This window comes from Streptosporangium sp. NPDC004379, from assembly GCF_042873875.1.
In the GTDB taxonomy this organism is placed as follows: Bacteria; Actinomycetota; Actinomycetes; order Streptosporangiales; family Streptosporangiaceae; genus Streptosporangium.
In genome coordinates this window covers 90,632-112,050 of the sequence record NZ_JBIAMC010000018.1, presented here as the reverse complement: position 1 = coordinate 112,050, position 21,419 = coordinate 90,632, and the positions used below count along the sequence as shown (strand labels likewise).

The window sequence follows — 21,419 nt, the reverse complement described above, 5'->3', positions numbered from 1 at the left end:
TCACTGGGGGGAGACTGGGACGAAAGGAGCGAGGGCGGCCGGACGGGCGAGGCGGACGGGCAGGATGGGCGAGAGTCAGACGGGCAGGCCCGCCGGATGCCACTGCCCGCGATCCTCCAGCACCCGGCGCAGGCCGGAGATGTTGTCGGTCATCACGCCGTCCACGCCGAGGTCGAGCAGGCGGTCCATCACGCCGGTGTCGTTGACGGTCCACACGTGGATCTGCATGCCCAGGGCGTGCGCGGTGCGGATCAGGGCGGGCGTGGTGACCCGCAGGCCGCGGAAGCCCAGCGGGACCTGGGCGCACGGCACCCCGGCGCGGGCCAGGCGGGCCAGCAGCCGGCCGTAGCGGGTGGTGGAGGAGGCGGCGCGCAGCGACATCACGCCGAGCGGGCCGAGCGAGGAGCACACGTCGCGGCCGATCGCGGCACGGGCCCTGGCCAGCCGCTCCTCGGAGAAGGAGGTGACGCAGACCCGATCGTAGGCGTTGGTCCGCCGGATCACCCGGGCCAGCGGCCCGATCGACGAGACCTCCTTGACGTCGATGTTGAACCGCGCCCCGGGCCAGGAGCCCAGCAGGTCCTCCATGAGCGGGATCTCCTCGGTCCCGCCGATCCGCGCCTGCCGGACCAGCCGGTAGGGCAGGTCGGAGATCCGGCCGCGCCGGTCGGTGACCCGGTCGAGGGTGTGGTCGTGGAAGGCCAGCAGCACCCCGTCGGCGGTCGCGTGGGCGTCGGTCTCCAGGTAGGTGTAGCCGAGCTCCACGGCACGGGCGAACGCGGCGTGGCTGTTCTCCCGGCCCTCGGCCGCCCCGCCCCGGTGGGCGAAGGCGAGCGGGCCGGGATGGTCGAGGAAGGCGTAACGGCGCTGCACGTGCAGGAGTATGCCGTCTGAGGGCGGGGCGCGTCACCGGGGCGGGCGGTGAACGTTCGCGGTGGCCCCGGTGAAACGGCGGACCGCCGCGGCGGCGTGCCTCCCGCGCAGGAGGACCGCGCCACGCGGGCGGCGTGCCCCCCGCGCAGGGGGACCGCGCCACATGGGCGGCGTGCCTCCCGGGCCGGGCGCCGCGGGACCGCGCCACGTGGGCGGCGGGGCTCATTCCCCGGCGGGCAGGCCCTTCCCGGCCCATTCCCGGCGGCGGGCCTCGGCCACCGCGATCGCGGTCGCCACCCCCACGTTGAACGAGCCCACCCGGCCGACCTGCGGGATGTAGCAGACGGCGTCGGCGGCCTCCAGCAGCGCCGGGGAGCAGCCGTGGTCCTCACTGCCCACCACCAGGCACACGTCGCCGTCGAGCTTCGCCTCGTGCAGCGGCACCGCGTCCCCGGTCAGCTCGACCGCGACCACGGTGAAACCGTCGTCCTTCGCGGCCCGCACCGCCTCCAGGACGGGGACCGGCTCGTCCCACGCGACCAGGCGGTCGGTGCCCAGCGCGGTCTTCTGCGCCTTGGGATTGGTCGGGGGAGTGGCGTTGCCCGCCAGCCAGACGTGCTCCACCCCGAAGGCCGCCGCCGTACGGAAGATCGAGCCGATGTTGAACGGGCCGGTCACCGACTCCACGATCAGGGCGAGCCTCCCCTCGGTGTGCCTGCGCCAGGTGCGGTTGAGCCGCTTGACGTCCGTCTGCCGCAGCTGCCTGCGCGGGTTCGCGGTCATCGTTCGTTCACCGTTCCTCGTTCGTCGTGGTTCTCCCGGGCGCGCCGCGGCCCGCCGGGGTCGTTCGTCGCCGGTCCGTATGGCCGGCGCCGGGGGAGGGCGCCCGCCGGTGCCCGTGCCCCGCGGGGCGGCCTCAGCCCTCGCGGTCCGCGGGGCGGGCCTCGACCCTGAGGACCCGGTAGGAGGAGCGGGAGGCCGCGCGGGTGGCGGGCCAGCCCTGCTCGTTCAGCCAGCGCTGCAGAGAGTCGGACCCAAGGTGCTTCTGGACCACGAGGTGGGCGACGCCGTCGGGGGTGAGCCGCGACAGCCAGCGGGTCAGCATCTCGTGCATCGCGGCCTTGCCGATGCGGATGGCGGGATTGGACCAGATGGCCCGGAACCGCACCTCCGGCGGGACCTCGTCGACGTGCGCCGGCCTCACCGTGCCGAGGCCGGCGCTCTCGGCGTTCCTGGCGCACAGGTCGACGGACCTGCGGTTGACGTCGACGGCCCACACGGTCGCGGCGGGCGCGCGGGAGGCCATGGTCAGGGCGATCGGGCCGTAGCCGCAGCCGAGGTCCAGCAGGTCGCCCTCGGCCGGGGGAGGCGGCACGGTCTCCAGCAGGATCCGGGTGCCCTGGTCGACCCGCTCGGGGGAGAAGACCCCGCTGTCGGTCTCCAGCCTCAGGTGAAGGTCGGGGAGCACGAGCGTGACCGAGCCGGGACGGCTGGCGGTCTCGGGACGCTCCTCGAAGTAATGTGCCACGTCGTAGAACGTTACCAACGCCCGGGACCGGGCCGGGGCGGCCGCGTCGCCGGGGCCGCCCCGGCCGGTCGGCGGCCCCGTGTCCGGACGACGGGCACCGGCCACGGGGACGGGCGGTGAGGACGGGCCGCGGGGACGGGCCCGAGGCCGGAGGGCCGCCGGTGACGCGGCCGGGTCAGGGCAGCCGCGTGCCCAGCAGCATCGAGGCCGCGGCGACCGCCATGCCGGTCAGCGCCGCCGCCACCACGAACCACTGGGTGACCTCCTGCTCGACCGTCTGGTAGCCCAGGGAGGTGCCGATCTGCTCGTAGACCTCCCGGAGCTGGCTGCCCGACTCCGCCTCGTAGGCGCGGCCCCCGGTGCCCTCCGACAGGCTCTGCAAGGTCGCCTTGTTCACCGGGACGTTGACGTCGCGGCCGTCGATCGTGACCGTGCCGTCCTGCGTGCCGTAGGCGATCGTGGAGACCGGGATCCGGGCCGAGGCCGCCGCCTCGACGGCCTCGGCCACCGTACGGCCGGAGGTGTTGTCGCCGTCGGACAGCAGCACGATCGCGGCGGGCGGCGGGTCGGTGACCGCCTGCTGGTCGAAGGAGCGGACGGAGTCGAGCGAGTTGAAGACCGCCTCCCCGATCGCGGTCCCGGCCCGGGTGCCGAGGTTGCCGATGGAGGTGTTGACCGCCTGGTGGTCGGTGGTGGGGGAGACCACGACCGACGCGGAACGGGCGAAGGCGACCACCCCGACGTTGAACCGTTCGGGCAGGTCCCTGACGAACTTCTGCGCGGCCTGCTTGGCGGCGGTGATCCGGTCGGGCGCGACGTCGCTCGCCTCCATCGACAGCGAGACGTCCAGCGCGATGATGATGGTGGCGCGGTCACGCGGGATCCGCACCGAGTCGGCCGGCCTGGCCGCGCCCAGCACCAGCAGCGACATCATCAGCAGGAACAGCGCGGGGGCGACGTGCCGGCGCCAGTCGGGCCCGGCCGGCGCGACCAGCGCCAGCAGCGGCAGGTTGGTGAAGCGCACCGCGTGGCGGCGGCGGGCGAACTGGGCGGCCACGTAGCCCGCCACGACCAGCGCCAGCGCGGCGAACAGCCACAGCCAGGCCGGAGAGAGGAAGGTCACCGTGCCACTCCTGACGTCGGATGCCGGTGCGCCAGGTGCGCCGTGCGCCGCTGCCGCAGGACGAACTGGGCGATGTCGAGGAGCCAGTCGCGGTCGGTCCGCAGCACCAGGTGCGCCGCGCCGCAGCGGCGCAGCGCCGCGCGGGTCGCCGCGCGCTGGGCGGCGGCCGCCTCGGCGTAGGCCGCCCGCAGCCCGCCGGTGAGCCGGACCTCGCGGGTGCGCCCGCTCTCGGGGTCGACCAGGCTCACCAGGCCCACGCCGGGAAGCTCCAGCTCCCGCGGGTCGATCACCTCAACGGCCAGCACCTGGTGGCGGGCGGCCAGCCGGCGCATCGGCCGCTCCCAGGGCGGCTCCACGCGGGGGTCGAGGACGGGCTCGGCGCCCAGGAAGTCGGAGACGATCACCCGCAGCCCGCGGCGGCGCCGTACCGAGGCGAGCACCCCGACCGCTTCGGCGAGATCGGGGGCGCCGGCGACGGGGCGGCCCCGGGGGGCCTCCGCCAGCGAGTGCAGGAGCCCGTAGAGGGCGGGGCGGCCGCTCCTGGCGGGCATCCGGTGGATGTGCTCGTCGTGCAGGACGTAGGCGCCGAAGCGGTCGCCGATCCGCCCGGCCAGGAACCCGATCGCGCCGATCGCGGCGACCACGAGGTCGCGTTTCTCCATGACGGCGGTGCCGAAGTCCATGCTGGGCGACAGGTCGGCCAGCGCCCAGGTCTCCAGCTCCCGGTCGGCGATCAGATCCCGCACGTGCGGGACGCCCGTGCGGGCGGTCACCGCCCAGTCCATGCGGCGGATGTCGTCCTCACCGGGGACGTAGACGCGGCTGTCGCCGGCCTCGCTGCCCGGACCGGGGATGAGCCCCTCGTAGGAACCGTGCAGCAGGCCGTCCAGCCGCCGCACGATGGTCAGCTCCAGCTGTTTCAATGGCGACGCTACGCGTCGCGGCTCGGGGGTTGTACTCATTGCGACGCTGCGCGTCGCGGCTCGGGGGCTCTTACCCGGTGTCTTCCCTCGTCATTCACTCGCTGCGCTCGCTCTCTCCTCAGTCCAGACACCGGCGCCCCCTCGCGGTTTTCCCGGTCGTTGATCCGAATGGCGGTTCCCCTGACCGGGTGCACATGACTTTGGTTTCTCTGGTCATCGGGCGGGCTGGTTCCAGACGACCAGGGGCGGGGGGACGGCGGTGAGGATGCGCCCGACGACGTCGTCGGGGTCCACGCCGTCGGCGAGGGCGTCGAAGGTGAGCATCAGCCGGTGGGACATCACGTCCACGGCCACGTCGCGGATGTCGTCGGGCAGCAGGTAGTCGCGGCCCCGGAGCAGGGCCAGGCCGCGCCCGGCCGCGACCAGGCCGAGGGTGGCGCGGGGGCTGACGCCGACCTCGATGCTGTCGGCCAGGTCGGCCAGGCCGTACTCGGAGGGCGAGCGGGTGGCCATCACCAGCCGGACGACGTAGTCGGCGACGAGCTGGTGCACCGAGACGCGGTCGGCCATGGCCTGAAGCCTCGTCAGCCGCTCGGGGTCCAGGACCGGTTTGGGGGCGGGCGGGGTGACGCTCATGCGGTGCAGGATCTCCAGCTCCTCCTGGGCGCTGGGATGGGAGACGCGGATCTTGAACAGGAACCGGTCGCGCTGGACCTCCGGGAGCTGGTAGACGCCCTCGGACTCGATCGGGTTCTGGGTGGCCAGCACGATGAAGGGCCGCGGCAGAGGATGCGTCCGGCCGGCGAGGGTGACCTGCCGTTCGGCCATCACCTCCAGCAGCGCGGACTGCACCTTGGCGGGGGCGCGGTTGATCTCGTCGGCGAGCAGGAAGTTGACGAACACCGGGCCGAGCTCGACGTCGAAGGACTCCCGGGAGGGGTGGTAGACGCGCGTCCCGACGATGTCACTGGGCACCAGGTCCGGGGTGAACTGGATGCGGGCGAAATCACCGCCCACCACGGTGGCCAGCGTGGAGGCCGCGAGGGTCTTGGCGACACCCGGCACGCCCTCCAGCAGGCAGTGCCCGCGGGCGAGGAGCGCGACCAGCAGCCGCTCCACCATGCGCTCCTGGCCCACGATGACCCGCCGGACCTCGGCGAGGGCCTCGCGCAGCAGTCCGGTGTCGATCTCGCGCGGCAGTTCTTCGGCGACGGTCATGGTGACATTCCACCAAATGAAAACCCGCACCGCACGGCTGGGCGGGGGTATTTCGCCCGGTCTCCGCGTGGCCCGGTGCCGCGGCCCGCGTGGGCCGCGCCCGGCGGCGGGCGTGTGCTTTCATGGCAGTCGTGGCCAGTCCGCTCCAGTACGGTGATCCGCCCCATCTCGGGCCCTTCGTCCTTCGAGCCCGCCTGTGGGCGGGGCCGGCCGGGCTCGTCTACCTCGGGCAGGGCCCCGACGGCCGGGCAGTCTCGGTCGCGGTGCTGACCAGGGGGGCGGCGCTGGACCCGGCGGCCCGCGACCGGTTCGTCACCGCGATCCGCGAGGCCGCGTCCGGCCGTTCGGGTGTACGGGGGTGGGTGGCCAGGGCCACCAGAGGCAGGACCGCGCTCGCCGCCGACGCTCCGCCGCGGGTCCTCGGGATGAACGGCGGGAGCGCGCCGTGGGTGGCCACGCCGTACGAGCCGTCCCGGGAGGGTGCCGAACGGTTCCTGGAGCCGGTGCTGGTGCGCGGCATGCTGATCGGCGAGCGGCACGGCCCGGACTTCGCGCCGTACTGGGTGAGCGACCGCGTGCCCGCGCTGCCCGGCCCGCCGAAACCCGCCCCGCCGCTCACCGAGTCCCGCCGGTCGGTGATCCTGGCGGGGGTGGCGCTGACGGTCCTGCTGACGCTGATGGCGGTGATGGCGTGGCTGCTGCTGAGCGCCGACGGTGAGACGCAGGCGCCGCGCAGGCCGTTGCCGGCGACCGTGTTCGTGCCGACCCCGCCGCCGGTCCCGGGCACCCCGGACCCGAACCGGCCCACCGTGTCGCCGTCGCCGTCCCCCTCGCAGAGCGGCACGGGCACCCCGAGCCCGAGAGAAGGAGACGAGGACGACGGCGCCCCCATCTGACCGCCCCCAGCCCATTGATTCCGGACCCGCTCAAGGGCGCCGCTGTCGAGACCCGCTCGCGGGCGCCGGTGTCTGGACTGAGGAGAGAGCGAGCGCAGCGAGCGAACGACGAGGGAAGACACCGGGTAAGAGCCCCCGAGCCGCGACGCGCAGCGTCGCCATTAATACAGCGTCGCCATCAGCAGGGCGAGACGAAGCCTGATTCGTAGGCGGTGATGACGGCCTGGGTGCGGTCGCGGGCATCCAGTTTGGTGAGCACGTTGCCCACGTGGGTCTTGACCGTCTCGACGCTCAGGGTCAGTTCGGCGGCGATCTCGCCGTTGGACAGGCCGCGCGTCATCAGTCGCAGCACGTCGCCCTCGCGTGCGGTCAGCCGTCCGATGCCGGGGACGGTGGCCCGCTCGTTGTCGCGCCGCGCGGCCAGGCGGCGGATGGCGGCGGGGAACAGCAGTGAGTCCCCGGCGGCGACGGCCCGGATCGCCTGGACGAGTTCGGCGGGGCGGGTGCGTTTGAGCAGGAAGCCGCTGGCCCCCGCGCGTAGCGCGTCGTAGACGTGGTCGTCGTTCTCGAAGGTGGTGACCACGATCACCTTGGGCGGTTCGGGAAGCGCGGCGAGCCGGCGGGTGGCCTGGATTCCGTCGACGGCGGGCATCCGTACGTCCATCAGCACCACGTCCGGCCGGTGCTCGCGCACGACGGGGATGACGGCGGCTCCGTCCGCGGCCTCGCCGACCACGGTCAGGTCGGGTTCGGAGTCGATGATGACCCTCAGGCCGGCCCGGATGAGGTCCTCGTCGTCGGCGATCACCACGCGCAGCGTCATGTGCCGACCCTAGGACGCCTCGGGCCGCACCCGGAAATCGCCCTCGGGGAACCCGGCCGGGCAGGGAACCGCACCCGGGAAGCCGGTCCCGACCGGAGCCGCACGCGCGGAACCGGGCCTCAGCCCGTGGAGGAGGCCGCCCGCTCCCAGGGGTCGCAGGCGCGGAACCGGGCCGGGAGGCTCGCCGTACCGTTTCTCCTCGCGGGAGACCGGCACGTCCATGGGCGGGGCGAGCCGCAGGAAAGGCAAGGCCGCGTACGGTGCGTCGTGCTGTGGGGGATCACCGTTCCCGGATAGGAATGCCGTGCTCATCGGTGAGGTGGAGGCCGGATGCGGGGGAAGTCCGGGGGCGGCAGAGGGAGGACGGGCCGCCCGGGACCGTTCCGGGGGTGGTGGTCGCGCGTGCGCGGAGCCGTCATCCCGCTGACCGCGGCCGTCGTCGTCGCTCTCCCGTCCGCGCAGGCCGTGGACGCCCTGCCCACGGGGACGGGGACCGCGGACGTCCGGCCCGTCCGGCCCGGGCCTCCCCGGAAGCCTCTCTACGTGACCGAGTCCGCTTCGGATCGCGTCTCGGTGATCGACACCGCGACCGACCGGATCATCGCCACGATTCCGGTCGGCAGGACGCCCATCAGGGCGGCGGTCGGTCCCGACGGCTCCCGTCTCTATGTCACCGACAACGGCGACGACACCGTGTCGGTGATCGACACCGCGACCGACGCCGTCGTCTCCGTCCTCCCTGTCGGGGAGGCCCCCTTCACAGCGGTGATCAGCCCCGACGGGACCCGCGCCTACGTCGCCAACCTGGGGTCGAGCACCGTATCGGTGATCGACCTGAGGAGCGGTGCGGTCGTCGACGACATCGACGCCGGCAGGTCGCCGCGCATCATGGGGATCAGCCCCGACGGCTCCCGCGTCTACGTCACCAGCGCGTACTTCGACACCATGGCGGTGATCGACACCGCCGCCGCCACCACCGTCGCCGTCGTCCAGGTCGGCAGGGACCCCCGCGGGGTCGCCGTCAGCCCCGACGGCTCCCGGGTCTATGTCGCCGCAAACAGCGATGACAGCGTGTCGGTCATCGACGCCGAGACCAACACCGTCATCACGACCATCCAGGTCGGGGACGCACCCGTCGGGCTGGCCGTCGGACGGATCATCAACGCCTTCATCGCTCCGAACGGGACACCGGCGAGCGGCCCGGTCCGGCGGCGGGACCGCGATCGCGCCGGCCTCCAGGGTGCCGGTACGGCCGGGCGGCGGGACGACGGAGCGGGTGGAGGAGAGGTGGGTGAAGAGGGGAGAAGCCGGATGGAGGTCCGTTCCGTCCAGCGGCAGCGCCAGGACACCGTGCTGGACGGCGGTCACCGGCCGCGCGGTCGGCGACACGTCGACGGCCGGTCAAAAGTTCGGATCGAAGAGCCAGGGACACGCCGTCGCGTCTCCGGCGGGGCGGCGCGCGGGCGTAAAAGGCATGACGTCGTCGAAGTGGGGCTCGCTCGATGAGCAGAACGATGGGAAGCCGCCATCCCGAGCCGTTCGGACGATGCCGGGTCACCGGGTGGGCGTCCTGTGCGTGGCGGGTGATCGTCTTCACGGTCGCGGTGACCGTCCTGACGGTGCCGGCCGCGGCTCCCGCCCTGCCTGAGCCGGGCACGGGCGTCCGGGAGGTCGCCTACGTGGTGAACTTCGGTGAGGACACCGTCTCGGTGATCGACGTCGCGACCCGCGCCGTCATCGCGACCATCAAGGTCGGCCAATCTCCGGGCGGGGTGGCGATCGCACCGGACGGGAGACGTGCCTACGTCACCGGATTCGGCACGGGCACCATGTCGGTGATCGACACCGCGACGAACACCGTCACCGCGAGTATCAAGACCGGTAACTTGACCTCCAAGATAGTGATCACCCCCGACGGCCGCCGTGTCTACGTCGGCGACTTCAGCGGGGGCACCGTGTCGGCGATCGACACCGCGACGAACGTCGTCCTCGCCTCCATTCCCATCGGACCGACCCCCCTCTACATGGTGATCACCCCCGACGGCCGCCGTATCTACGTCTCGGACCTCGCCGCGGGCACCGTGGCGGTGATCGACACCGCGACGAACACCGTCGTCGGCACCATCCGCGTCGGTCCCCGCCCCTTCGGGATGGCGATCACCCCCGACGGCCGCCGCGTCTACGTCACCGACGTCAAGGAGAACACCGTGTCGGTGATCGACACCGCGACCGACACCGTGACCGGTGTCATCGAGGTCAAGCGGATCCCCCGGAACCTGACGATCACCTCCGACGGGACGCGCCTCTACACCAGCAGCGGATACCTGGACGCGGTGTCGGCGATCGACACCCGGGAGGGTGCGCAGGTCGGCATGTTCAAGGTCTTCGGCTCACCCTACGGGCTGGACGTCACCGCCGACGGTTCCCGGGTCTACGTCGCCAACGCCGACAGGAGCACCGTGTCGGTGGTGGATCCCCGGACCGGCGCGGTGGTCACCGCCATCCCCGTGGGGAAGACCCCCCTCGACCTGACCATCAGCTGGATCCCCGGTCGTCCCACCGGCCGCGGGAGCCGGGGCCGGGAGCAGTACGGCCCACCCATCGCACGGCCCACCGCACCGCCCACCGTGCCGACCGCCGTCCGGGACGAGGGGAGGACGGGACGCCAGAGCGGCCGCCAGACCGGTCGCGGCCGGGCGGAGATCCGCTCCGTCCAACACCAACGCCGGACCATCACCCTGACCCACAAAACCCGCAAACACCACCGCTACCGCCACCCCCGTCCCTCATCTCCCCGAAAACCACCCCCCAGCCGTTCCCGCGAGGGCCACCCCAGCAACCCCAACCGAGCCGTCCACCCCAATCGAGGAGCGCACCGCCATCCAAACCGAGGAGGCCGGAAGAGCCCGCTCGGGGGCGCCGGTGTCTGGACTGAGGAACGGAGGAGCGAAGCGACGGAGTGACGAGGGAAGACATCGGGTAAGAGCCCCCGAGCCGCGACGCGCTAGCGTCGCAATGAGCAGGGTATGGGCGTTACCGTGACCGAACTTCGCCAGAGCAATCCCGCGGAACCCGGCATCGTGCGCCGGCGCAGGGGCCGCGGGTTCAGCTACCGGTACGCGGACGGCCGTCCCGTGCGTGACCGCCGTACCCTCGACCGGATCCGGGCGCTGGTGCTTCCGCCCGCCTGGACCGACGTGTGGATCTGCCGCCGGCCCGACGGGCACATCCAGGCGGTGGGCACCGACACCGCGGGCCGCCGTCAGTATCGCTACCACGACGACTGGCGCCGGGAGCAGGACCGGCTGAAGTTCGACCGGGTGGTGGAGATGGCGGAGCGGTTGCCGCGGTTCCGTGAGCGGGTCGCCGAGCATCTGGGGCAGCGGGGGCTGACGCGGGAGCGGGTGCTGGCGGCCGCGGCCCGGATGCTCGACATCGGCTTCTTCCGGGTCGGCGGGGAGGCGTACGAGTCGTTCGGGCTGGCCACGCTCCGCATGGAGCACGTCACCTGTTCGGCGGGCCATGTCGTCTGTTCCTATCCGGCCAAGGGCGGCAAGCAGCGGGAGGTGGAGATCATGGACGCGGACGTGTGCAAGGTGGTCACCGCCCTGCACCGGGCCGCGGAGGAGGGGGAGCTGCTGCGCTACCGGGACGGTTCCCGCTGGGTGGACGTGCGCAGCGACGACATCAACGCCTATCTGCGCGAGACGCTGGAGGCGGAGGTCTCGGCCAAGGATTTCCGTACCTGGCACGGGACGGTCCTGGCGGCCGTGGGGCTGGCGGTCTCCGTCCGCGCCCGGTCCAGGACCGGGCGGAGGCGGGCGGTGAGCCGGGTGGTGAACGAGGTGGCGGGGTATCTGGGCAACACCCCGGCCGTCGCACGCGCCTCCTACATCGACCCGCGTGTCATCGAGGCGTACGAGAGGGGGCGGACCATCGGGCCGGCCCTCGGGAGGCTCGGCGCCGACGCGGCCTTCGGGCAGCTGGCCACGCACGGCGGCGTGGAGCGGGCGGTGATCTCCCTGCTGCGGGACTCGGCCGGGAGGGCCCGTGAGAAGGCGCGTCGCGAGAGGCGCCGGCGCCGGCGCCGCGCGGAAGCCGGGAACGCGTGAGGGCCGGGCCGTACGGGAGCCAGGCCGTACGGGAGCCGGCGCCGGGTGGGAGGCGGGGTCGCATGAAAGGCGGTGACGCGGGCAGGGAGCCGAGGGAAGAGGGGAAAGAGGGGAAGAGGTGATTCCGATGCCGGCACGGAAGGAAATGCCGTCCACCATCCGGCGTTCTCCCAAGAAGGCGCAGGAGACCTGGAGCAAGGCCCATGACTCGGCGGTGGAGACCTACGGCGAGGGGGAGCGGGCGCACCGTACGGCGTTCTCGGCGCTGAAGCACTCCTTCGAGAAGGTCGGCGACCACTGGGAGGAGAAGGGCCGCAAGGGGCCTTCCGACTCCCAGGCGGCCAAGAGCACTCCCAAGCGCGGCAAGACCGCCGAGGGGGTCGACGCGGCTGCGTCCAAGCAGCACCTGTACGAGGTCGCCAAGCGCCTGGACGTGTCCGGACGCTCCTCGATGAGCAAGGAGGAGCTGGTGGACGCGATCAAGAAGGCCAACCGGAGGGCCACGGCGAAGTCCCGTTGAGGGGCCGGATGCCCGCGTGACGGCCGTGCGCCGTTCACGCGGGTCTCTGTGTTACGGAGATTCTTTTCCTTCTCCGCTATAAATCGCACACCGCCGGACATGGGGACTCCGTGTGCCGACAGGCTCGGTACGCCGAAGTGATCGCCACACGGAAGGGAATGACGTCATGACGGACGTGTCGAGCATGGGGTCGCAGCCGGGTGACGAGCACCCGACGCTGACGAATCGGCAGGGACACCCGGTCTATGACAACCAGAACCAGCGCACGATCGGCGCGCGGGGCCCGGCGACCCTGGAGAACTACCAGTTCCTGGAGAAGGTCAGTCACTTCGACCGGGAGCGCATCCCCGAGCGGGTGGTGCACGCCCGGGGGACGACCGCCTACGGCTTCTTCGAGGCGTACGGCAAGCTGGGTGACGAGCCGATCAGCCGGTTCACCAGGGCGAAACTCTTCCAGGAGGCGGGTAAGCGCACCGACGTCGCCGTGCGCTTCTCCACGGTGATCGGCGGCCGCGACTCCTCGGAGGCGGCCCGCGACCCGCGCGGGTTCGCGGTGAAGTTCTACACCGAGGACGGCAACTGGGATCTCGTCGGCAACAACCTGGCCGTCTTCTTCATCCGGGACGCCATCAAGTTCCCCGACGTGATCCACGCGCTCAAGCCGGACCCGGTGACGTTCCGGCAGGAGCCCAACCGGATCTTCGACTTCATGTCGCAGACGCCGGAGAGCATGCACATGCTGGTGAACCTGTTCAGCCCGCGGGGCATCCCGGCCGACTACCGGCACCAGCAGGGCTTCGGGGTCAACACCTACAAGTGGGTCAACGCCGAGGGGGTGACGCACCTGGTGAAGTACCACTGGATGCCCAAGCAGGGCGTGCGGAGCATGACGGCGGCGGACGCGGCGGCCGTGCAGGCGCAGGAGCTGGGTCACGCCACCAAGGACCTGCGTGACTCCATCGACCGCGGTGACTTCCCCGAGTGGGAGCTGCTGGTGCAGATCATGTCGGACGACGACCACCCCGAGCTGGACTTCGACCCGCTGGACGACACCAAGGTCTGGCCGGAGAACGAGTTCCCGGCGCTGCCGGTCGGCCGGATGGTCCTCGACCGCAACGTGCAGAACAACTTCGCCGAGAACGAGCAGATCTCCTTCGGCACCGGCGTGCTGGTCGACGGGCTCGACTTCTCCGACGACAAGATGCTGGTCGGCCGGACGTTCTCCTACAGCGACACCCAGCGCTACCGGGTGGGGCCGAACTACCTGCAGCTGCCGGTGAACCAGGCGAAGAACGCCAGGGTGCGGACCAACCAGCGCGACGGCCAGATGGCCTACTACGTCGACGGCGAGGGGGAGAACCCGCACGTCAACTACGAGCCGTCCATCACCGGCGGGCTGCGTGAGGCGCAGTACCCGACCCACGACGAGCAGGGGCCGGTCGTCTCCGGGCGGCTGACCCGTAAGCGCATCCCGCGGACCGACGACTACACCCAGGCCGGTCAGCGCTACACGCTGATGGAGGAGTGGGAGCGCGACGACCTGGTGCTGAACTTCGTCACCATGCTGTCGCAGGCCGAGCGTCCCATCCAGGAGCGCATGGTCTGGCACTTCCTGATGGTCGACGACGACCTGGGCCTGCGCGTCGGCGAGGGGCTGGGGATCGGGCCGGAGGACGTCGCCCATCTGGAGCCGCTGGCCACCCAGGACCTGAGCGAGGAGGAGCTGGAGCGGCTGTCCAACCTGGGCAAGAACGGGCCGCGTGACGTGAACGGCCTGAAGATGACGCACGGCGTGCCCAACGAGCGGGCGCGGATGGCCGAGACGGCCTGACGGCCGCCGGATCCGGCGGCCGGACGAGAGGTCCGGGCGCCGGGCCCGGTGCCCCCTCGCGGGCTCATTGCGACGCTGCGCGTCGCGGCTCGGGGGCTCTTGAGCCGGCGTCTTCCCTCGTCGTTCACTCGCTGCGCTCGCTCTCTCCTCAGTCCAGACACCGGTGCCCCCTCGCGGGCTCATTGCGACGCTGCGCGTCGCGGCTCGGGGGCTGGTAACCGGTGTCTTCCCTCGTCTCTCCGTCGCTTCGCTCCTGCGTTCCTCAGTCCAGACACCGGCGTCCCCTCGCGGGCTCATTGCGACGCTGCGCGTCGCGGCTCGGGGGCTGTTGAGCCGGTGTCTTCCCTCGTCTCTCCGTCGCTTCGCTCCTGCGTTCCTCAGTCCAGACACCGGCGCCCCCTCGCGGGCGTTTCGCGGAGTTTGCCGCCATTGCGCCGGGGCAGACGATCTCGGTGCCCCAATCCCCCCATCTCCAGAGGTTCGTGCCGCCCACCCAGGACCTGCGGGTCCGCTGGCGGCTGTCCGCTACGGAGTTCCTGTTCACGCCGCTGTTGATGGTGGTCGGGTTCGTCGGGCTGGCCGCGGTGTCGGTCTTCGCCGACATCGCCCTGTCGAGGTCGCACGGGGTCGTCCACGACGTCTTCCTGCGGCTGTTCCCGCACGCCAACCTGCTCAGGATGCTGAGTGTGATCGCCTCGGGCCTGGTGACGGTGACCACGCTCACGCTGTCGGCGCTACTGGTGGCGATCTCCCACACGTCCACCTCGGTCGCGCCGGTGGTCTTCGACCAGTTCCTGCGGCGCAGAGCCAACCAGGCGTACTTCGGCTACTTCGCCGGTTGCGCGACCTTCACCTACCTCGTGATGGCCGTCTCACGCCCGGAGTGGGTCGGGGTGGGGGCGATGCTGGCGGTCACGCTGGCCGCCGGGGCGCTGGTCCTGCTGGTGTTCATGGGCTACGGCGTGATCGACCAGATGCGGCCCACCTCCGTGGTGCGCTCGATCCAGGACCTCGCTATCCGGGCCAGGATGCGCCAGATGCCGCTGGTGGCCCGCTCCCGCCGCAGGCGGACGCTGGACGGTGAGCCGACCCCGGTGACCACTCGCGAGACGGGCTACGTGATCGACATCGGTACGGCCCGCCTGCAGGAGCTGCTGTGCGGAACCGGGGACGAGATCGAGGTGGAGTTCCGGGTGCGGATCGGCGACCTGCTCGCCTACGGCGACACCGTCGCCCACATCCGGGGCGGGGAGGCCGGGCACCGCGCCCACGTCGCCGACAACGTCCTGTCGTGCGTCACGATCGACCGGTCCCGTAACGCCGGCGTCGACCCCGACCATGCCGTCGAGCAGCTCGGTCACGTCGCCTGGGCCGCCAACTCCACCCGGCAGAACCCCGACGTGGCGGTGGCGGCGATCGGCGCCCTGCGGGACCTGTCGGCGCGGTGGGCGGCGGCGGGCGTGCCGGACGCCGAACTGTACGGCGGGCCGCTGCCGGTGGTCTACGAGGACGTGGCGCAGCGGCGGATCGTCACCGCGCTGGTGGACCTGGTGGTGGTGAGCACCTCCTCCCGGCAGCATCAGACGTGCGCGGCGGCGCTGTCCACCCTCGCCGACATCCTGCCGCAGCTGGAGGGCCGGGACCGCGACGTGGCGGTCAGGAGCCTGCAGCGGGCGCTGCCCGCGACGCTGTCTCATGTGGCGAGCGTGGAGATGGGACAGGGCCTGGCCAAGCTGCGGGCCGCGCTGGACGCGATCGGCCAGGAGGACCTGGCCGACGAGGTGCGAGAGATGGGGCCGAGGCTGGCCAGGGAGAGCGGGCTGGGGGAGGAGGACGACATGGCCGGCTCCTTCGACGACCAGGCGCCGACCGGCCCGATGTCGTTCCGGTTCCGTTAGACGGGCAGAGGCGCGGAAACAACTGGCAAATTAGCGTGATTTTTCGCCTTAAAAGGTATGAACGCATGCCGAGTGGGAACGCGACCCGGAAGCCGAGTCGTGAATCATTACATCTTTCACTGTCATTGGATCGTCTATGTCTGTACAGAGCAACGTCGTGCCCATCATCCACTGGTCCCGCCGCTCCCTGTGCCTGAAGGAGGACCCGGAGCTCTTCTTCCCCGTCTCCTTCGAAGGCCCCGGCCGGGCGCAGTGCGAGCAGGCCAAGGCCGTCTGCGGCCGCTGCCCCGTCAAGCGGCGCTGCCTGGACTACGCCCTGAACACCCAGCAGATGGACGGGATCTGGGGCGGCACCACCCCCGACGAGCGCAGGGCGCTGGCGGTGGTGCGCCGCAGAGCCGCGGCGAAGGCCGGGACGAGGACGAGGGCGGGTGCCGCCGGCCGGAACTGACCCGCCCCCGGCGGTCCGCCGCCCCCGGCGGGGCGGCCTTCCTTCGTCCCCGCCTCACGGGGAGGGTTCCCCACACGCCGAGCCCTCGCCGGGGCCTCTCGGTTCGGGCCTCCTCGCCCGGGTCCCCTCAGCCCGGCCCTTCCCGGCCGGTGAGCTCGGCCAGCCGCGCCGCGTTGCGCTGTGAGCCGTCACCCCAGTAGTTGTTGAAGATCACGTGAGTGGCGGCGGCCCGAGCCGACAGCAGCCGGGCGTTCTCCGCCCACCGCGCCAGCTCCTCCTCGGAGTACAGGTAGGCGAAGCGCTCCTCCTTCGTCCCGTCCGCCCACCGCTCGGAGTGACCGTGCAGACGGACCACCGCCAGGTCGGCGGAGGTCACGGCCAGCACCGGCGGGACCGACGACGGGTGCCCCTGGGGCATGTCGACGCAGACGTAGGGGATCTCGTGCGAGGCGAGGAACTCCAGGGTCTCCTCGCGGTTGCCCTCCGGCTCCATCCAGGTCCGGTTGCGGAACTCCACGCAGACGCGCATCGGACGGCAGCGCTGTACGCAGTCGAGGATGTAGCGCCGCTGGGCCGCGCCGATGGTGAACCACGGGGGGAACTGGAACAGGACCGCCCCCAGCTTGCCCGCCTCCTGCAGCGGCGCCAGCGCCGACAGGAACCGCTGCCAGACCTCCTCGGTGATCTCCGGGCCGACGTCGCGCAGGTAGAGGTTGCGCTTGGCCGTCCCGACGCGGTCGCGCAGGTCGGCGTAGAGGGACCGGGGCGGGGTGGGGTGGTCGGTCAGCAGCGAGAACGCCTTGATGTTGAAGGTGAAGTCCGGCGGCGTCCGGTCCCGCCAGGCCTCCACCGTCCGCTGAGCGGGCGGGTGGTAGTAGGTGGCGTCCACCTCGACGATCGGGAACTGCGAGGCGTAGTAGGCCAGCCGTTCGGCCGGGGTGGAGACCCCCTCGGGATACCAGCCCGACTCCAGCAGCGACCGGTCGGTCCAGGAGGCCGTGCCGGCCAGGATCCGGCCCGCCCCGGGCCGCCGGGCGGCGGGCGGCGGGGAGGCGTGCGGGAAGGAGGGCGGTGTCGTCATGCCCGCATCCCTGCCCCGCGGCGCGGCCGCGTCACCCGTCCCGGGGATCCCAACGGAGGCCTTCCGTCACCGGCGCCACGCCGGGGCCTCCAGCCGGATCCGGGCCGGAGGCGGCAGGCCCTGACATGGGCGGGCCGGCGTCCTGGGCGACGGCCCGGGACGCCGCGGTCACGGCCGCCTGCCGATCCCGGTGCTCAGCTCGCCGGTCCGCGCCGGGCCGCCGGTCTCCGTCGACAGCGGCGGGGTCTCCATGCCCTCGACGCCCCGCAGGCCCTCGAACAGCTCCCGCAGGGCGTCGGCCGCGGTGTGGCGGGGCTGCCAGCCCAGCTCGGTACGGGCCCGGGTGACGTCCATGACCGGCATCTTCAGCACCATGTCCACCAGGGCGGGCGAGGCCGGGATCAGCCGCGCGTACCAGGCGGTCGCCGCCGTCCCCCTGAGGACCCAGTCGGGCACCGGCAGCAGCCTGGCGTCCAGCAGCTCGGCCAGCATGGACGGCTCGACGACCGGCTCGGCGGCGAGGTTGAAGGCCCCCGACACCGGCCGGGTGACCCCGAGCCGGAATGCCTCGCCGGCGTCCTCGCCGTGCACCGCCTGGAACCTCAGGCCCGGATTGTCCGGGACGAAGGGGATCAGGCCGGGCCGGACGAGTCGCTGGGGGATGAACGGCCCGCCGAACAGCCGCCGCTGCTCGGTCGCCGCCTCCCGCTTGAAGACGAAGCCCGGCCGCATCCGCACCACCCGGGTGTCCGGATGGTCCCGTTCGAAGATGTCGAGCACCCGCTCCACATAGGCCTTCTCCCGGCCGTAGGCGGCGCCGGGCCAGCCGTTGGTGGGCCAGTCCTCGCCGACCGGCCGGTTCTTCGGGCCGGGGGAGTAGGCGCCCACCGAGGAGGAGTAGACCAGGGCGGGGACCTTCTGCCGGGCGGCCGCCTCGAACACCCGGATGCTGCCCAGCACGTTGGAGCGCCAGGTCGTGACCGGGTTCCGGGTGGGCTGGAACAGCCAGGCCAGGTGCACCACGGCGTCCGCTCCCGCCAGGTGCGTGTCCAGGTCGCCGGTGGAGACGTCCACCGAGTGCCAGGTCGTCTTGTCGGGGCTCCAGTCCGGGATCCTGCGGGCCAGGCCGACGATGGATGTGACTTCGGGATCGGCGGCCAGGGCGGACACCGTGCTGGTGCCCACGTTCCCGGTGGCGCCGACGACTACTACGCGCATATGTACGGGACTGCCCCGGCATGGGCGATCGAACCCGTACCCGGGGAGGGCTTTGCCGTATGCGGCAGGGCGGCAGGGCTTCGCGACGCCTTCCCACCGGAGGGAGGTCCGCGCGGGACCTCGGAGCGGAGATGTGTCAGCCTGGAGGCATGGCGACAGCACGGTGGAACGGCGAGATCATCGCGCGGAGCGACGACACCCGGGTGGTGGAGGGCAACCACTACTTCCCGATCGAGTCGGTGTTCCCGCAGTACCTGAGGCCGTCGGAGACGACCACGGTATGCCCCTGGAAGGGGACGGCGAACTACTACACGCTGGAGGTGGACGGAAAGCAGAACCCCGACGCGGCGTGGTTCTACGCCGACCCCAAGCCCGAGGCCGCCCAGATCAAGGGACGGGTGGCCTTCTGGAGGGGCGTGGAGGTCACCGGCTGACACCCGGCGCCGGCCCGGTTCACCGTAAGGTAGCCGGGCCGATGAGGGTTCGAAGCCCGCCCCGGAGGAACTGTCGGTGGTATGGATGCATTCGCTCACGTCGATGCCTACTGGCGGGCGGCCAACTACCTGTCCGTCGGGCAGATCTACCTGCTCGACAACCCGCTGCTGTCCGAACCGCTGCGGCCCGAGGACATCAAACCCCGGCTGCTGGGCCACTGGGGCACCACGCCGGGGCTGAACTTCTGCTTCGCCCACCTCAATCGGATCATCACCGAGCGCGACCAGGACATGATCTACGTCATCGGCCCGGGCCACGGCGGCCCGGCGGCGGTCGCGCACTCCTGGCTGGAGGGCACCTACACCGAGAGGTACCCCCACATCCAGCAGGACGCCGAGGGGATGCGGCGGCTGTTCCGGCAGTTCTCCTTCCCCGGCGGCATCCCGAGCCACGTCGCGCCCGAGGTGCCCGGCTCCATCAACGAGGGCGGCGAACTGGGCTACTCGCTGGCCCACGCCTTCGGCGCCGCCTTCGACAACCCCGGCCTCGTGGTGGCCTGCGTGGTCGGCGACGGCGAGGCCGAGACCGGCCCGTTGGCCACGAGCTGGCACTCCAACAAGTTCCTCAACCCCGCCCGGGACGGCGCCGTACTCCCGATCCTCCACCTCAACGGCTACAAGATCGCCAATCCGACGGTCCTGTCCCGCATCCCCGAGGAAGAACTGATCAAGCTCATGGAGGGGTACGGCTACCGCCCGCACGTCGTCGCGGGCGACGACCCGGCCGTCATGCACCCGCTGATGGCCGAGACCCTGGACCGGGTCTTCGACGAGATCGCCGAGTTCAGGGACGGCCGCGCCGAACGCCTCCCGATGATCATCCTGCGCACACCCAAGGGCTGGACGGGCCCCCGCGAGGTGGACGGCCTGCCGGTCGAGGGCACCTGGCGCTCCCACCAGGTGCCGCTGACCGGGGTGCGCGACAACGCCGACCACCGGCACGCCCTGGAGGAGTGGATGCGCTCCTACCGGCCGGGGGAACTGTTCGGCGCCGACGGCCGGCCCGTGCCGCAGGTGCTGGAGACGGTGCCCGCCGGGCCGCTCCGGATGAGCGCCAACCCGCACGCCAACGGCGGCGAGCTGCTGCGCCCGCTCACGCTGCCCGACTTCCGTGACCACGCCGTCGAGGTCAAGGCCCCGGCGACGCAGCTCACCGAGCCGACCCGGGTGCTGGGCGCCCTGCTGCGCGACGTCATCGCCGCCAACCCCGAGAACTTCCGGCTGATGGGGCCGGACGAGACCGCCTCCAACCGGCTGTCGGCCGTCTTCGAGGTCACCGACCGGGCCTGGGACTCGCGGATCCTCGACACCGACGAGAACCTCGGCCCCGAGGGCCGGGTGATGGAGGTCCTCAGCGAGCACCTGTGCCAGGGATGGCTGGAGGGCTACCTGCTGACCGGCCGGCACGGACTGTTCAACTGCTACGAGGCGTTCATCCACATCGTCGACTCGATGTTCAACCAGCACGCCAAGTGGCTGGAGTCGTCACAGAAGATCCCCTGGCGGCGGCCGATCGCCTCGCTGAACTACCTGCTGTCGTCGCACGTCTGGCGTCAGGACCACAACGGCTTCAGCCACCAGGACCCCGGCTTCCTCGACGTGGTGATGAACAAGAAGCCCTCGGTGGTGCGGATCTACCTGCCGCCGGACGCCAACACCCTGCTGTCGGTCGGCGACCACTGCCTGCGCTCGCGCGACTACGTCAACCTCGTCGTGGCGGGCAAGCAGCCGGTGCTCGACCTGTTCACCATGGAGCAGGCGATCGCGCACTGCACCCGGGGGCTGGGCATCCTGGAGTGGGCCTCCACCGACGAGGGGTCCGAGCCCGACGTGGTCATGGCCTGCGCCGGGGACGTGCCGACGCTGGAGACCCTGGCCGCCGTCGCGCTGCTGCGCGAGCACCTGCCCGAACTGCGGGTGCGGGTGGTCAACGTCGTGGACCTGATGCGGCTCCAGCCGCCGTCGGAGCACCCGCACGGCATGACCGACGCCGAGTTCGACACGCTGTTCACCACGGACAGGCCGATCATCTTCAACTTCCACGGCTACCCGCTGTCGATCCACCGGCTCACCTACCGCCGCAACGGCCACGACAACATCCACGTCCGGGGCTACAAGGAGGAGGGCACCACCACCACGCCCTTCGACATGGCGATGCTCAACGACATCGACCGTTTCCACCTGGTCATGGACGTCGTCGACCGGGTTCCCGGCCTCGGCTCCACCGCCGCCCACCTGCGCCAGCGGATGGCCGACGAGCGCCTGCGCGCCCGCGCCCACACCCGCGAGCACGGCGAGGACCCGGCCGACATCCGCGACTGGGCCTGGCCCTACTGACCCGCCGGGTCGGCCGCCGTACGGCGAGGACGCCGTACCGCGAGGACACCGTACGGAGGACCGGCGGCCGGGTGCCGGTCCTCCGTACGGCCG

Annotated in this window: 19 protein-coding genes; 10 read left to right on the top strand and 9 right to left on the bottom strand. The window is 71.9% G+C overall.

The features are described 5' to 3' along the window. Nucleotides 1–75: 75 nt before the first annotated feature. The 6 genes from ACFYSC_RS30775 to ACFYSC_RS30750 form a co-directional block, all read right to left on the bottom strand. Nucleotides 76–873, bottom strand: coding sequence for a glycerophosphodiester phosphodiesterase (locus ACFYSC_RS30775; protein ID WP_389968621.1), 798 nt, complete (start codon nt 871–873; stop codon nt 76–78). Nucleotides 874–1,095: 222 nt separating this feature from the next. Further along, nucleotides 1,096–1,656 carry an RNA methyltransferase gene (locus ACFYSC_RS30770; RefSeq protein ID WP_362944373.1) on the bottom strand — a complete coding sequence of 187 codons (561 nt, stop codon included), beginning with the start codon at nt 1,654–1,656 and terminating at the stop codon, nt 1,096–1,098. 133 nt (nt 1,657–1,789) lie between these two features. Beyond that, nucleotides 1,790–2,401, bottom strand: coding sequence for a methyltransferase (locus ACFYSC_RS30765; RefSeq protein ID WP_362944375.1), 612 nt, complete (start codon nt 2,399–2,401; stop codon nt 1,790–1,792). A gap of 175 nt (nt 2,402–2,576) precedes the next feature. After that, nucleotides 2,577–3,524, bottom strand: coding sequence for a VWA domain-containing protein (locus tag ACFYSC_RS30760; RefSeq protein ID WP_389968620.1), 948 nt, complete (start codon nt 3,522–3,524; stop codon nt 2,577–2,579). Continuing rightward, entirely contained in the window at nt 3,521–4,486 is a 966-nt protein-coding gene (locus ACFYSC_RS30755) for a DUF58 domain-containing protein (RefSeq protein WP_389968618.1), read from the bottom strand. Before ACFYSC_RS30755 ends, ACFYSC_RS30760 begins: the two co-directional genes overlap by 4 nt. A 174-nt stretch (nt 4,487–4,660) precedes the next feature. Continuing rightward, nucleotides 4,661–5,665, bottom strand: coding sequence for a MoxR family ATPase (locus ACFYSC_RS30750; protein WP_362944382.1), 1,005 nt, complete (start codon nt 5,663–5,665; stop codon nt 4,661–4,663). Nucleotides 5,666–5,787: 122 nt separating this feature from the next. On the opposite strand from ACFYSC_RS30750, the gene ACFYSC_RS30745 reads away from it, so the two are divergent. Then, nucleotides 5,788–6,561 (top strand): hypothetical protein, encoded by a 774-nt coding sequence (locus ACFYSC_RS30745; protein ID WP_389968616.1) that lies wholly within the window; start codon nt 5,788–5,790, stop codon nt 6,559–6,561. Nucleotides 6,562–6,739: 178 nt separating this feature from the next. On the opposite strand, the gene ACFYSC_RS30740 is transcribed toward ACFYSC_RS30745, so the two are convergent. Beyond that, nucleotides 6,740–7,384, bottom strand: coding sequence for a response regulator (locus ACFYSC_RS30740; RefSeq protein ID WP_389968614.1), 645 nt, complete (start codon nt 7,382–7,384; stop codon nt 6,740–6,742). A 402-nt stretch (nt 7,385–7,786) separates the two neighbouring features. Here ACFYSC_RS30740 and ACFYSC_RS30735 point away from each other — a divergent pair, with 402 nt between their 5' ends. The 7 genes from ACFYSC_RS30735 to ACFYSC_RS30705 all read left to right on the top strand — a co-directional run bounded on the left by ACFYSC_RS30735 (nt 7,787) and on the right by ACFYSC_RS30705 (nt 16,196). Then, nucleotides 7,787–8,890 (top strand): beta-propeller fold lactonase family protein, encoded by a 1,104-nt coding sequence (locus tag ACFYSC_RS30735; RefSeq protein ID WP_389968612.1) that lies wholly within the window; start codon nt 7,787–7,789, stop codon nt 8,888–8,890. After that, the gene (locus tag ACFYSC_RS30730; protein ID WP_389968610.1) at nt 8,887–10,347 is read left to right on the top strand and encodes a cytochrome D1 domain-containing protein; all 1,461 of its coding nucleotides are present in this window, start codon (nt 8,887–8,889) and stop codon (nt 10,345–10,347) included. The genes ACFYSC_RS30735 and ACFYSC_RS30730 overlap by 4 nt, the downstream gene beginning before the upstream one ends. 63 nt (nt 10,348–10,410) lie before the next feature. After that, nucleotides 10,411–11,496 carry a DNA topoisomerase IB gene (locus ACFYSC_RS30725; protein WP_389968608.1) on the top strand — a complete coding sequence of 362 codons (1,086 nt, stop codon included), beginning with the start codon at nt 10,411–10,413 and terminating at the stop codon, nt 11,494–11,496. A gap of 127 nt (nt 11,497–11,623) precedes the next feature. Beyond that, nucleotides 11,624–12,016 carry a ChaB family protein gene (locus tag ACFYSC_RS30720; RefSeq protein ID WP_389968606.1) on the top strand — a complete coding sequence of 131 codons (393 nt, stop codon included), beginning with the start codon at nt 11,624–11,626 and terminating at the stop codon, nt 12,014–12,016. Nucleotides 12,017–12,182: 166 nt separating this feature from the next. Next, nucleotides 12,183–13,847 (top strand): catalase, encoded by a 1,665-nt coding sequence (locus ACFYSC_RS30715; protein WP_389968604.1) that lies wholly within the window; start codon nt 12,183–12,185, stop codon nt 13,845–13,847. A 452-nt stretch (nt 13,848–14,299) separates the two neighbouring features. Further along, a complete protein-coding gene (locus ACFYSC_RS30710; RefSeq protein ID WP_389968602.1) occupies nt 14,300–15,745 on the top strand; it encodes a DUF2254 family protein in 1,446 nt (481 codons plus the stop codon). Between the two features lie 136 nt (nt 15,746–15,881). Beyond that, entirely contained in the window at nt 15,882–16,196 is a 315-nt protein-coding gene (locus ACFYSC_RS30705) for a WhiB family transcriptional regulator (RefSeq protein WP_362944398.1), read from the top strand. Between the two features lie 127 nt (nt 16,197–16,323). On the opposite strand, the gene ACFYSC_RS30700 is transcribed toward ACFYSC_RS30705, so the two are convergent. Together ACFYSC_RS30700 and ACFYSC_RS30695 are read right to left on the bottom strand one after the other, a co-directional pair. Further along, entirely contained in the window at nt 16,324–17,277 is a 954-nt protein-coding gene (locus tag ACFYSC_RS30700) for a DUF72 domain-containing protein (RefSeq protein ID WP_389968600.1), read from the bottom strand. Between the two features lie 168 nt (nt 17,278–17,445). Further along, nucleotides 17,446–18,495: an NAD-dependent epimerase/dehydratase family protein gene (locus tag ACFYSC_RS30695; protein ID WP_389968598.1), complete on the bottom strand. Its 1,050-nt coding sequence runs from the start codon at nt 18,493–18,495 to the stop codon at nt 17,446–17,448. A 149-nt stretch (nt 18,496–18,644) separates the two neighbouring features. Here ACFYSC_RS30695 and ACFYSC_RS30690 point away from each other — a divergent pair, with 149 nt between their 5' ends. After that, nucleotides 18,645–18,929: a DUF427 domain-containing protein gene (locus ACFYSC_RS30690; protein WP_362944404.1), complete on the top strand. Its 285-nt coding sequence runs from the start codon at nt 18,645–18,647 to the stop codon at nt 18,927–18,929. 81 nt (nt 18,930–19,010) lie between these two features. Continuing rightward, nucleotides 19,011–21,326 carry a phosphoketolase gene (locus ACFYSC_RS30685; RefSeq protein WP_389968596.1) on the top strand — a complete coding sequence of 772 codons (2,316 nt, stop codon included), beginning with the start codon at nt 19,011–19,013 and terminating at the stop codon, nt 21,324–21,326. Nucleotides 21,327–21,419 lie beyond the last annotated feature (93 nt).